This window comes from Mycobacterium sp. (genome assembly GCF_049281135.1).
GTDB lineage: Bacteria > Actinomycetota > Actinomycetes > Mycobacteriales > Mycobacteriaceae > Mycobacterium.
The window spans coordinates 1-11,939 of the sequence record NZ_JBAPRN010000552.1; the positions used below are offsets into that span (position 1 = coordinate 1).

13 protein-coding genes and 1 pseudogene are annotated in these 11,939 nt (G+C 64.7%); 6 read left to right on the plus strand and 8 right to left on the minus strand.

Features of this window, described 5'->3' with window-relative positions; genetic code table 11:
* The first annotated feature begins 94 nt into the window (after positions 1–94).
* Entirely contained in the window at positions 95–388 is a 294-nt protein-coding gene (locus WAN02_RS21505; RefSeq protein ID WP_422266245.1) for a CDGP domain-containing protein, read from the plus strand.
* A gap of 11 nt (positions 389–399) precedes the next feature.
* Here WAN02_RS21505 and WAN02_RS21510 read toward each other — a convergent pair whose 3' ends face one another.
* Positions 400–1,713, minus strand: coding sequence for a sterol desaturase family protein (locus WAN02_RS21510; RefSeq protein WP_422266246.1), 1,314 nt, complete (start codon positions 1,711–1,713; stop codon positions 400–402).
* 173 nt (positions 1,714–1,886) lie between these two features.
* Here WAN02_RS21510 and WAN02_RS21515 point away from each other — a divergent pair, with 173 nt between their 5' ends.
* Both WAN02_RS21515 and WAN02_RS21520 read left to right on the plus strand, forming a co-directional pair.
* Positions 1,887–2,564, plus strand: coding sequence for a cupin domain-containing protein (locus tag WAN02_RS21515; protein ID WP_422266247.1), 678 nt, complete (start codon positions 1,887–1,889; stop codon positions 2,562–2,564).
* Positions 2,565–2,570: 6 nt separating this feature from the next.
* Positions 2,571–3,134 (plus strand): annotated as a pseudogene (locus tag WAN02_RS21520) (cupin domain-containing protein); the annotation flags it as partial.
* Positions 3,135–3,137: 3 nt separating this feature from the next.
* Here WAN02_RS21520 and WAN02_RS21525 read toward each other — a convergent pair.
* Genes WAN02_RS21525 through dapB form a run of 3 tightly spaced genes read right to left on the minus strand, consistent with a single transcriptional unit; the run spans position 3,138 to position 4,788 of the window.
* Positions 3,138–3,593, minus strand: coding sequence for a flavodoxin family protein (locus WAN02_RS21525; protein ID WP_422266248.1), 456 nt, complete (start codon positions 3,591–3,593; stop codon positions 3,138–3,140).
* A complete protein-coding gene (locus WAN02_RS21530; protein ID WP_422266249.1) occupies positions 3,590–4,054 on the minus strand; it encodes a hypothetical protein in 465 nt (154 codons plus the stop codon). Before WAN02_RS21530 ends, WAN02_RS21525 begins: the two co-directional genes overlap by 4 nt.
* Positions 4,051–4,788 (minus strand): 4-hydroxy-tetrahydrodipicolinate reductase, encoded by a 738-nt coding sequence (gene dapB / locus WAN02_RS21535; RefSeq protein WP_422266250.1) that lies wholly within the window; start codon positions 4,786–4,788, stop codon positions 4,051–4,053. The genes WAN02_RS21530 and dapB overlap by 4 nt, the downstream gene beginning before the upstream one ends.
* Positions 4,789–4,903: 115 nt before the next feature.
* Here dapB and WAN02_RS21540 point away from each other — a divergent pair, with 115 nt between their 5' ends.
* Together WAN02_RS21540 and WAN02_RS21545 are read left to right on the plus strand one after the other, a co-directional pair.
* Entirely contained in the window at positions 4,904–6,229 is a 1,326-nt protein-coding gene (locus tag WAN02_RS21540) for an HNH endonuclease signature motif containing protein (RefSeq protein ID WP_422266251.1), read from the plus strand.
* 128 nt (positions 6,230–6,357) lie between these two features.
* Positions 6,358–6,771, plus strand: coding sequence for a hypothetical protein (locus tag WAN02_RS21545; protein WP_422266252.1), 414 nt, complete (start codon positions 6,358–6,360; stop codon positions 6,769–6,771).
* Here the strand turns inward: WAN02_RS21545 and WAN02_RS21550 are convergent.
* The 4 genes from WAN02_RS21550 to WAN02_RS21565 are packed head-to-tail and all read right to left on the minus strand — an operon-like array spanning position 6,768 to position 11,102.
* Positions 6,768–7,844: a PDR/VanB family oxidoreductase gene (locus WAN02_RS21550; protein ID WP_422266253.1), complete on the minus strand. Its 1,077-nt coding sequence runs from the start codon at positions 7,842–7,844 to the stop codon at positions 6,768–6,770. The genes WAN02_RS21545 and WAN02_RS21550 overlap by 4 nt on opposite strands.
* Before the next feature lie 7 nt (positions 7,845–7,851).
* The gene (locus WAN02_RS21555) at positions 7,852–9,633 is read right to left on the minus strand and encodes an SDR family oxidoreductase (protein ID WP_422266254.1); all 1,782 of its coding nucleotides are present in this window, start codon (positions 9,631–9,633) and stop codon (positions 7,852–7,854) included.
* A gap of 13 nt (positions 9,634–9,646) precedes the next feature.
* Positions 9,647–10,579, minus strand: coding sequence for a metal-dependent hydrolase (locus WAN02_RS21560; RefSeq protein WP_422266255.1), 933 nt, complete (start codon positions 10,577–10,579; stop codon positions 9,647–9,649).
* A gap of 46 nt (positions 10,580–10,625) precedes the next feature.
* A complete protein-coding gene (locus WAN02_RS21565) occupies positions 10,626–11,102 on the minus strand; it encodes an Lrp/AsnC family transcriptional regulator (RefSeq protein ID WP_422266257.1) in 477 nt (158 codons plus the stop codon).
* Positions 11,103–11,209: 107 nt separating this feature from the next.
* Here WAN02_RS21565 and ald point away from each other — a divergent pair.
* A partial coding sequence (ald, locus tag WAN02_RS21570) for an alanine dehydrogenase (RefSeq protein WP_422266256.1) occupies positions 11,210–11,939 on the plus strand: 730 nt, incomplete at its 3' end.

An 11,939-nucleotide genomic window follows, 5' to 3' on the forward strand; every position in this document is an offset into this window, starting at 1 on the left:
GATGGGGCCCGGCCTCCACCCGTGGGGCCTCGCCTTCAACGACCCACCGACGCACATCGACGATTGAGTTAGTCCCTCTTCGGTAAGGATCAAGATGACCAAGCGATATATGACCGCGGCCCTCGGGGCCGCTCTGGTGACCGCCGGCCTGACTGCCACGGCGCCCACCGCGAGTGCAGGATGCGTGGACCCCGGATGGGGGGCGCACCCATTTGCGCAGATGTGCGACAGTCCCGTCGACCAGGACGGACTGTGGGAGCGCTGTCTCTCCTATCACGACGCCGGGCCTTACAGCCCCACCGAAACCCAGTGCTACACGATGAGCGCGAATGATCCTCCGAAGGAGGCCGACCCCATCGTGCAGACGCCGCCAACGCATATCGACTAGCAGCGGGCCACTCAGGCTACGAGCGGAGCCGCGACACCGTGTTCCACTGACGTCGTGCGCGCCGCCTCGGAGTCCGCCGCGCATCGGGTGCGCAGCGGCCACGCAAGCTGACGGAGATAGCCGGCCGGCTCGGATTCGTCGATGCCGTACTGCGTCGGCCAGCGGTCGGCGGGCAGATACAGGGTCCCGAACAAGGCGTCCAGAATTGGGAACTCTCCGGCGTAGTTGGTGTTGTAGGCGCGCGGTTCACGAGCGTGATGCCAGTGGTGGAACTGCGGGGTGGCGATCAACCACCGCACCGGGCCAAAGTTCATCCGCACGTTGGCGTGGATGAAGATGGCCTGCACCGTGATGAGGATGACGAACGCGCCGAGGCTGACCCGGCCGAAGCCCAGCGCGTAAAGCGGCAGCACCGCGGCAGAGCGACCAAAAGTCTCGTCCAGCGGGTGTAGGTGATTGGCGGCAAGCCAATCCAGGTCGCGGATGCTGTGATGCACCCGGTGGAACCGCCACAGCAGTGGGACCTCATGCGCAGCGCGGTGGCCCGCATATCCGCCGACTGTGGTTATGGCAAATCCAGCCACGATCTGCACCCACGTTGGACTCGCCGCGATACCGAGGCGCAGCGGCGTGGGCACCAACGCGCGCAACGCGCTGCCCGCCACGACCACCGAGACGATCAACCCGAGTTTCAACGCGACACCGTTGACCAGGTAGTGCACCAGGTCGGTACGCCACCCCCGGCGCAGGACTCGGCGAGGGTGCAGCGCGAAAAGCCGCTCGAGGGGAATGAAGATCACGGCAAGAATCGCCAGTCCGAACAAGATATTGCTGCGCACGCTGAGCGCAGCCAGGACCACCAGGGCAGTCAGCGACGCCAACACCGCGCCACTGACACCGACTTGTGTGCCCGGTCCATTCACCGCGACGTGCACGCTCTGCGGCGACGGCTTCGGGGCGACCGGAGCAGCAGTGGCAGAACTGGTCTTGGCCAGCCGCCCCCAACCCGCCAGCACCGAGCACGCCACAACGATCCCAAATCCACCGACAGCCAGGTTCTGGGTGGCAATCGCGATCGCAACCATGACAATCCCCGACTGCACGGCCAGCCCAGCCACGTTCAGTGATCGACGTCCGGCAAGCAATCGATAACCCTGCCATCCGACCAGCACCGTTGCCGCAAGCAGTGACAGCATCGCTAACCCCATGCCGCCGGCAGGATGTGAGCGCGCCAGTCGGCCAGTCACGGTGACGGCGGACAAGAGCGCGGCCACCTCGGTGGCGTGCAATAACACCATGACCGCCACCGCACGGCGTCCGCGCATGCCATTCAGCATGCCCCTGGTGGCTGAGAAAAAAGTGAGGACGGGTGATTCCGTATTGGCCACGCGCCCAACACACATCGTCCCGAGCGGGCGGCTTTGGGCTGAGCGCCGCCGGAAAATCCACGGCGAAATTATGCGTAGACCGAGCCTTCTCGCTGGAGTAATTTCGATCCGTGTCAATCAACCGTCGCACGATCCTGGGTGGAGCGGGCCTGGCGGGCGCGGCAGCCGCGGCTGGCGTGGGCGTCGATCATCTGGTCTCCGGCCACCGCACCGATAGCGAAGTGTCACTTGCCGACGATGCGGCACGCTTCGGCGATCCGCGGCTACCCGATGAAACGATCACCTCGAACTCGCATCTGTTCCATCTCGGCGCCCAGCCCCTGAGCAGCTTCGACGGCGGCTCATTTCAGCAGGCAGACGAAGAGAACTTCCCGATCCTCAAGGGTGAACAAGCCAGCATCGTGTCGCTCACCTTGCTGCCCGGCGGTATTCGCGAACCGCACTGGCATCCCAGCGCATGGGAGATCAACATCGTCACCAAAGGTGTCGCCAGCTGGGCCCTTGTCGACGGGAACGGCAACCACGAGAGCTTCGACCAGAAAGTCGGCGATGTGGTGTTCGCACCCCAGGGTTCCTTCCACTACTTCGAAAACCGGGGCCCGGGTGACATGAAGATCGTCATCGTGCAGAACACCAGTGCGCCCGAAGCCAAGGACAACATCGGCATCGGCGAGTCGATCAGCAGACTTCCACCCCGGGTTTTGTCCGCTATCTTCGGCGTTCCGGAAAAGACCTTCAACTCCTTCAAGAAGATCGACGAAGCAATCGTCGTCCTGCGGAAGCATTAGGAAGATTCGATGACTGATGACGCCGAGCGCTTCGGTGATCCCCGTGTACCCGATGAGACAATTACTTCGAAATCACACCTGTTCCAGCTGGGCGCCGTACCACCGATCACGTATGACGGTGGCACACAGCAGCAGGCACACGAGCAGAACTTTCCGATACTCGTCGGTCAACAGGCCAGCATCCAGCTGATCACGTTGCAGCCCGGCGGTATTCGCGAACCCCACTGGCATCCCAGCGCGTGGGAGATCAATCTGGTCACCAAAGGCGTCGCATTCTGGGTCCTCATCGACGGAAACGGCAACCACGAGAGTTTCGAGGCCCACGTCGACGACCTCGTGTTCGCACCCCAAGGATCCTTGCACTACTTCGAGAACCTCGGCACCGAAGATCTGGACGTGCTGATCATCCAGAACTCCAGCGCAGCAGAAGACAAAGACAACATCGGCATCGCCGAGTCGTTGAGTCAGCTTCCGCCCGACACGTTGTCGGCCGTCTTCGGCGTTCCCGCAGAGACATTCGACAAGTTCAAAAAATTCGACAACGCAGTCACCATCCTGCGATCTCACTGACCGTCATTCCATCAGCGTCGCGGCGAGCGTGCCGCCCAGTTCGTAGGCCCGCTCCCGGACGTTGGCGTCGATCACGCCGGTGATCTGCAGTGCGTCAGCGGCTTTGGCCAGCGACAGCCCGGTGACGACCTTTTCCACCGACGACACCGCCCCCACCGTGTCGTTATTGCCATGCACCCAAAGGCCGTACGGCCGACCTGCCACATGGTCCAGCGTCGGGTAATACACGGTGTCGAAGAAATGCTTGAGCGCCCCGGACATGTATCCGAGGTTGGCCGGTGTGCCGAACAGATAGCCGTCCGCGTCGAGCACGTCGGGAACGGTGGCCGCCAAGGCTGGCCGAGCTATCACCTCCACGCCCTCGATGTCAGGATCGTTGGCCCCGGCCAGCACCGCTTCGAGGAGCTCACGAGTCGCCGGCGACGGAGTGTGGTGAACGACCAACAGCGTTTTGCTCATGTGCGGCCCTGCAACTCGACGGCTCTCTTCATGGCTTCTCGCGCACGGCTTCGATCTCCTGCGTAGTCGTAGGCACGGGCCAGCCGGTACCAGCGACGCCAGTCGTGCGGATCGATGTCCAGTTCGGTACGGACGGTGTGGAAAAGTGCGTCGGCCGCGTCGCGTTCGATGCGTCCCGACGGCCGTCGCGGCAACGCGCTCACGTCGAGTTCCATGCCGTCTTCCGAAGCAAGGCGGGCCAGCTTCTGATGGGCGAGACCGGCGCGCAACGTGGCGAGCATCGCCCACAAGCCGATGGCGGGCAGGATCAACAGCGCGCCGCCCATCGCGATCGCGACGGCGCGCCCCGAGCCGATCATCAGGATGGCGGTCCGGCCGAGCAGCACGATGTAGGCCAGCAGCGCCGCGCACATCAGCGCGATCATCAACTGGACGGGCACACCACGCCGCGTTGAGGTCATAGCAGATCGAGCAGCGCTTCGATTCCTATTGTCAGGCCTGGATGTTCGGCGACCCGGCGAACCGCCAGCAGCACGCCCGGCACGAACGACGTGCGGTCGATGCTGTCGTGCCGGATCGTCAGGGTCTCCCCCACGGTGCCGAACAAGACTTCCTGGTGCGCGACCAATCCGGCCAGCCGTACCGAATGCACCGGCACGCCGGCGACGTCGGCGCCACGGGCACCCGGCAAGCTACTGCTGGTGGCATCTGGATTGGGCGGCAGGTCTTTTCGCGCCTCAGCGATCAGCGCGGCGGTCCGCGCGGCGGTGCCGGACGGGGCGTCAGCCTTCTGCGGATGATGCAACTCGATGACTTCGACGGACTCGAAGAACGGCGCGGCCTGCTTGGCGAAATGCATGGATAACACCGCACCGATGGCGAAGTTCGGCGCGATCAGCACCGAGACGCCGGGCTTGGCGGAAAGCCAGGACCGCACCTGTTGCAGCCGTTCGTCGGTGAACCCGGTGGTCCCCACGACGGCGTGAATGCCGTTGTCGATGAGAAACTCGAGGTTCGCCATGACGACATCGGGGTGCGTGAAGTCGATGACAACTTCGGTGTTGCTGCCGGTCAACAGGTTCAGCGGATCACCCGCGTCGACTTCTGCGGACAAGATCAGATCGTCGGCGTCCTGTACCGCCTGCACCATCGTCGTGCCGACTTTGCCCTTCGAACCCAGCACAGCTACCCGCATGACTTCACCCTAAAGCGTGCCGACTTTGTACACAGTTGCGCCTTTGTGCACAGATCTCCGCACCTGCCGCCTCGACGACACCTAGTGGTCGGGAGCTGCACCTAATGTTTCGAACATGCATTCGATAACGGCAGCTTTCGACGCGCTGGACACGGCCGTGACCACAGTGGGCGAGCTGGACGTTGCCACAGCCGGCCCCATTACCCGCCTGCGCACCCTCGAGCGTCTCGAGACGGCACGGCGTCGGCTTCTCATAACCGCCCACGATCTTGTCGCCGGCCTCGCGCACGAGGACCCCGCCGACCTGGGCGGGCCGGTACACAAGGTGATCGCCGACTGGCTCCGGATCAGCTGCGCCGACGTTCGCCGACGTCTCCGTGACGCCGAGCAGCTGAAACCGCGGACCACGATCACCGGCGAGACACTGCCCCCGGAACTTCCGGCGACAGCGCAGGTCTGGCGGGAAGGGTTGCTCGATCCGCAGCACGTGAAGGTGATCCAGACGTTCGTCCGCGACCTGCCGTCGGACACACCGCCCGACACAGTCGAGGGAGCGGAGCGGTTCCTGGCGGAGCAGGCGACTGCGCTGCGACCCGACCAGTTGGAGAAGGTGGCGAATCGCTGCGCGGTGCTGATCAACCCCGACGGCAAATTCTCCGACATCGATCGAGCCCGCCGGCGCGGGTTCACCTGGGCGCCGCAACGCTCTGACGGAATGAGCATCGGCAAGCTGGTCGCCTCGCCGGAGCTGCGCGCCAATCTCGACGCGTGGCTGGCGCGGTTCGCGGCGCCCGGCGCGTGCAACCCGGACAATGAAGATGCCTGCGCCGCCGATGAACCCGATACGCGGAGTCATGCTCAGCGGCAGCACGACGCGCTCAACGCGCTGGTTCGCGGTCAACTGGGCGATCCGAAACTCGGGCGGCACAACGGACTGCCGGTCACCGTCATCGTGTCGACCACACTGCAGGAACTCAGCGCGGCCGCCGGCCAGGCCGTCACCGGTGGCGGAACGGTTCTCCCGATGCGCGACCTTATCCGGATGGCCAGTCGCGCACACCATTACCTCGCAGTATTCGACGAGCATCAAAATCGGCCACTGTATTTGGGCCGGGCCCGTCGAATAGCCTCGGCAGACCAGCGACTTGTCCTGCACGCAAAGGATCGTGGCTGTACCGCTCCGGGCTGCAATGTCCCCGCATACTGGACCGAAGTTCATCACATGGACGACTGGGCCCGCGGCGGCCGGACGGACATCGACAGCCTGACGCTGGCGTGTAAGCCCGACCACACGATGGTCGATAAGGGTTGGCGGACAATCAGAGTCGGCAGCGGAGACACCCAGTGGATCCCGCCGCCTCATCTCGATCACGGACAGCCGACAACCAACGACTACCACCACCCAGAAAGGATTCTCGACAACGGCCGACGGCACAGTTAGTTACTCACCCGTTCGTCATCGTGCGTTCACCCACTCGAAGGGGCCAAACCCCCGCGAACCGAGAGGCTGCTGTGATACCCACCTACAGTGCCTGGCACACTGGCCATGCTGACGAAAGGAACCGGATCATGACGATCACACGCGGCTTTGCCGCCGGTGCGATGCTCGCCGGACTCGCCCTGGTAGTTACGGCTCCCGTGTCCATCGCGGACCCGCTGAACGGCCACTACATCGAGACCGAGACCTATCCGGACGGCCACCAGGTGCACAGCGACTGGTTCATCACCCCCTGCGGTGACGGGTGCGCCTCGATCAAAGACCTGGGGCAGGCGAACCTGGTCAATGGCCAGTGGACGCTGGACGGCAAGGGTGGCGTTTCCTGCGAAGAGGGCGGCGACGTCAAGGACGCGATCGGCTTTCACTACTCGTGGGACCCGAACACGCTGGACGGCACTGTGCAGATCACCAACAACGTGAAAGCTTGCGGCAACCCGCAGGGCTACCAGGAGACCAACAACCTGCACCTGCAGCAGGCGCCCTAGGCGTCGATCACCACGCGGCCACCGGTCGCGCGTGAGACGCACACCAGCATCTCGCCGTCGGATTCCGCGAGTCGACCTCGACGGTCGACGTGCCCGCTGAGCACTCTGACCTTGCAGGTTCCGCAGAAGCCTTGTCGGCAGGAGTGCGCTGTCGTCGGGTCCGTGTCGAGCATGACGTCGAGCGCCGAGCGGTTGGCGGGCACGTCGAGCACCTGCCGTGAGCGAGCAAGCTCGAGTTCGAACGGCGTGCCGTCGACGACCGGCGCCGGGCTGAACCGCTCGTAGTGCAGCGGCGCGTTCGCGTGCTCGTCGCGAGCCATGCGCACCGATTCCAGCATCCCACTCGGCCCGCACACGTAGACCGCGGTGGTAGGTGTCGCACCGACCAGTAGATCGTCGGCCGTGGCGAATCGGCCGCGCTCGTCGTCGGCCCATACGGTTACCCGCTCCGGAGCCAGCGAGGTCACCTCGTCCAGCAGCGGCATGTATTCCCGGCTGCGCCCGGCATAGATTGCGCGCCAATTCATTCCGCGCTGCTGTGCCGCCCGCATCATCGAGAGGATGGGTGTCACCCCGATTCCCCCGACGACGAAGAGCACGTCACGCTCGGCGCCGCCGAGATAGAACGCGTTGCGCGGACCCTCGAACAACAGTGAGTCGCCGACCCGAAATGCATCGTGCATCTCGATCGAACCGCCACCCCCATCGGCGATGCGGCGCACTGCAATACGGTAATCGGTCCGCCGCCCGGGTGGTCCACACAGCGAGTACTGGCGACGGCGACCGGAGGGCAGCTGCACGTCGATATGGCTGCCCGGCGTCCATGACGGAAGCAGGCCGCCGTGCGGATCAGCGAAAGTCAACGCGACCACGTCCGGGGTGAGCAGCTCGCGTTTGGTGACGACCGCGGTGTGGGTGCGCCCCACCGGCAGCACCCGTGACGGTGTCCACCGGGTCGCCGAGGACAACCCGCCGAGTAGCGCGCCCAGTCCCCACATGGCCGTGTAGAGCCGGTCCCGCTTGCGGCGACCGTAGATGTCGGCAGGCCTGCTGGCCCAAATACTCTGCGCCACAATTGCCTTAAGGTCGGATGTCGTAACGGGCCAACAGCCGGAGCAACGAAGGACTGATGCGGCGCATCGCGTAGCCGACCCGTGATTCGGCCGCGACCGGCAGCACCGGCGGGCCGCTCTTGACAGCCTTGACGATCGCCTTGGCGGTGGCTTCCGGTGTGTAGTTGCGACGACGGTAAGCAACGTCGGCCTTGTCTCGGGCGCTGTCCTGCTCGTCCGGTGACATTCCCGCGTAAACGGTGCTTTTGGCGATGTTGGTATTGACGAACCCCGGGCAGACCGCGGTGACGGTGATGCCGTCGTCAGCCAGATCGGCACGCAGCGATTCGCTGAACGCCAGCACCGCGGCCTTGGTCGTACCGTAAGCGATCATCGACTTAGACGGAAGAAACGCCGCGGCCGACGATACGTTGATGATGGTGCCGCCCTGTCCGCGGCCGACCATTTGCGTTGCGAACGAACGACTTCCGTTGAGCACGCCGCGCAGGTTGACTGCGAGGATGTTGTCCCAATGCGCCGGCGTCGTCTCCAGGAATCGGCCCGCCATCCCGATTCCGGCGTTGTTCACCAGGATGTCGACCACGCCGTGCTCGTCGTTGACTTGTGCGGCAAGCGAATCGATTGCTTTCTCGTCACTGACATCCGCCTCGTAGGCGGCTGCCCCGGCGCCGGCGTCCCGCACCGCCGCTGCGGTGTCCTCCGCCGCGGCCAGATCACGGTCGACGATCACGACCGTGTCGGCGCCTTGGCGGGCCAGCTCAAGGGCGGTGGCGCGGCCGATCCCGGCGCCGGCACCGGTGACCAAGGCAAGTTTGCCTCGCACGTCCCGCGGACCGTTGTGCACCGGGCTTTTTCTGTGCGGAGCGGCGCCGTCGACGACCCGGTCGATCCATTCACTGGTCAGCCGCGCGATCACGTCGGGACGCGCGGTCACCACCCAGTGGCCGCCTTCGATCGGAACGACCCTGCTGCCCAACGGGATTGAACCGGTGAACCGCTGCAGCGCGGGCGTGACAAACATGTCCATCCGCGGCACCAGCACCTGGACCGGAACGGTGGTAACGGGCCGCTTCGCACCGGGGGCCAGAAACGGCCCAGGCATGTTGGCGCGGTACAGGTTGAGGCCGTTGACGTAGTCGCCGGTAGATCGCACCGTGTCGATAGGTCGGGTGAGGGTACTGGAATTACCGATACGGCCAAATGCGTCAATAATTTTCACGCCCACCCCGGAGCGGATCATCAACTCCGGCAGGCCGGGGGTCAGGAAGAACCAGATGTATCCCGAGGCGAAGAACTGCCGGATCACGTCGAAGAGGCCGCGTGGAGTGCGGGCCGACCGTAAGAACTTGCCCGCGTAGGTGAGGTGCGGCCCGGAGATCGACGTGAACGAAGCCACTTTGCTCATCACCGTCTCGTCGGTGACGGCGGCCCAGGCCTGAATCGAGCCCCAGTCGTGGGCCAGCAGATGCACCCGGCCGACACCGAGGCTGTCGATCACCGCGCCGGTGTCGGAAATCAACTGGGGAAAGCGGTAATTCGATCGCCCCGCCGGGCACGCGGACTCGCCGGCGCCCCGCACGTCGTAGGCGACGAGGTTATAGCGCCCAGCGAGATGCTCGGCGACCCCATCCCAGAGGTGATGGTTATCGGGGTAACCGTGAATGGCCAGCACGGTCGGCCGTTGCGGGTCTATCTGGGTGTAGGCATGGACGGCCAACGTCACGCCGTCCGATGCGGTCACAGTGCTGCGGGTCGGCACGGTTGAACTAGCCGCCGAATCGGTGGTCATCGGATCCTCTCGCTCAGTGCGATGCGCGCGCGGCGGGTGAGATCGCCAGGTAGTCGACCGCCTTGTTCACCCCGCCGAGCTGTGACGGGTGGAAGCCCGGCAGGTAGTAGGCGCCGATCACCCGCACGAAGCGCAGCGGGCCTGGCATCAAACCCCGTCGTGCAGCCTGGAAGTAGTACCACCAGCGCGGCTTGGCGCCGGGCGGCACCTGCGGGTCAACGGAGTACATGAAACGGACTCCGCGCACCCACATCAGCAGCATCATCGGTGTCACGACCAGTTGGGTACGCACCTGCCGCAGGTAACCCGCCCGCAGGTGCTTCATCAGGTCGAAGGCCACCGCTTTGTGCTCGACTTCTTCGGCGCCGTGCCAGCGGAGCATGTCCAGCATCACCGGATCGGTGCCGATCGCGTCGTGTTGCGGGGTGTTCAGAATCCATTCGCCCAGGATCGCGGTGTAATGCTCGATGGCCGAGACGAGTGCTACCCGCTCGAGCAGCCAGCTGTGCTGCCGCCGCACACTCCACCGCGGCCGGTCGCCCAAGAGCTTGCCGAACAGCCAGTTCATCTGGTCGGTGAACGGTGTCACGTCGATGTCGTTGGCGGCGAAGTACTCCTGCACACCGGTGTGCGCCCGCGAATGCATCGCCTCCTGGCCGATGAATCCCTGCACATCGAGCCGCAGCTGGTCGTCCTTGATCAGCGGCAGCGCCTGCTTGAACAGGTCGACGAAGAACTCCTCGCCGGCCGGCAGCAGCAGGTGCAGCACGTTGAGCATGTGGGTAGTGAACGGCTCGCCGGGCACGTAGTGAAACGGCAGCTTCGACCAGTCGAACGCGACGTCGCGCGCTTCGAGGACCAATCGTTCGTGATCGCGCCCTTCATCAGGCCGGGCCCCGGCACCTGGCAGGTGCGGACCGACAGCCTCGTCGTTGACCGTGAACATTGGCAGGAGCATACCCGGTACCCCCGGTATCGGGAACTCCTCGCGATCAGACGGGCGCGGCTCCGCGCAGGTGCTCGAAGATCAGGGACGTCTGGGTGCCCGCGACGTCGGCGTCGGCGTTGAGGTTCTCGACCACGAATGAGCGCAGATCTTCGGTGTCGCGCGCGGCGACGTGCAGGATGAAGTCATCGGCACCGGCCAGGAAGTACACATCCATCACCTGGGGCCTGCGCCGGATCTGCTGGATGAATTCGCGGATTTTGCCGCGGGCGTTGGACTGCAGGCTCACCGAAATCATCGCCTGCAGCGGCAATCCCACTGCGGCCGGGTCGATATCGGCATAGAAGCCGCGGATCACACCCGAGTCCACCAGTCGGCGCACCCGGCCGTGACAGGTCGACGCGGCGATGTCGAGTTCTTCAGCCAGCGCGCTGTTGGTCATGCGGGCATCGGCATGGAGCAGACTCACGATTTTGCGGTCCGTACTGTCCAAATCCGCCGACCGAAGATCCTTCGATGACATCCGCTCACGGTTCTGATATTCCGTGTTTTCTTCGGCCACTTCCCGATCCTATACGCGTGTCTTCGCCGTCTTTGCGCTATGGCTGAACTTTCTTCACAATTGAATTTATGCATATCGGCATCCCAACCGAGACGAAAAACAGCGAATTCCGCGTGGCGATCACCCCGTCCGGGGTCGCCGAGTTGACCCGTCGCGGTCATGAGGTTCTTGTCCAGGCGGGCGCGGGTGAGGGCTCGTCAATCCCCGATGCCGAGTTCAAGGCCGCGGGCGCGCAACTGATCGCCACCGCAGAGGGCGTCTGGGCCGGTGCCGAGCTGGTCCTCAAGGTCAAGGAGCCCACGCCAATCGAGTACTCGCGCATGCGGCATGGCCAGACCTTGTTCACCTACCTGCATCTGGCCGCCTCGCGGTCATGCACCGAGGCACTGCTCGCGGCGGGCACCACATCGATCGCCTACGAGACAGTGCAGACCCCCGACGGCGCCTTACCGCTGTTGGCCCCGATGAGTGAAGTCGCAGGGCGACTGTCCACTCAGGTCGGGGCGTATCACCTGATGCGCACCCATGGTGGCCGGGGCGTGCTGATGGGCGGAGTGCCGGGCGTCGAACCGGCGACGGTGGTGGTCATCGGCGCGGGAACCGCCGGATACAACGCCGCCCGGATTGCCATCGGAATGGGTGCCGCGGTCACCGTGCTTGACGTCAACGTCAACAAACTGCGGGAGCTCGACCACATGTTCGCCGGTCGGGTGCAGACCCGATACTCGACCGCCCTGGAGGTGGAGGAAGCCGTCAAGCAGGCTGACCTGGTGATCGGCGCGGTGCTGCTGCCCGGCG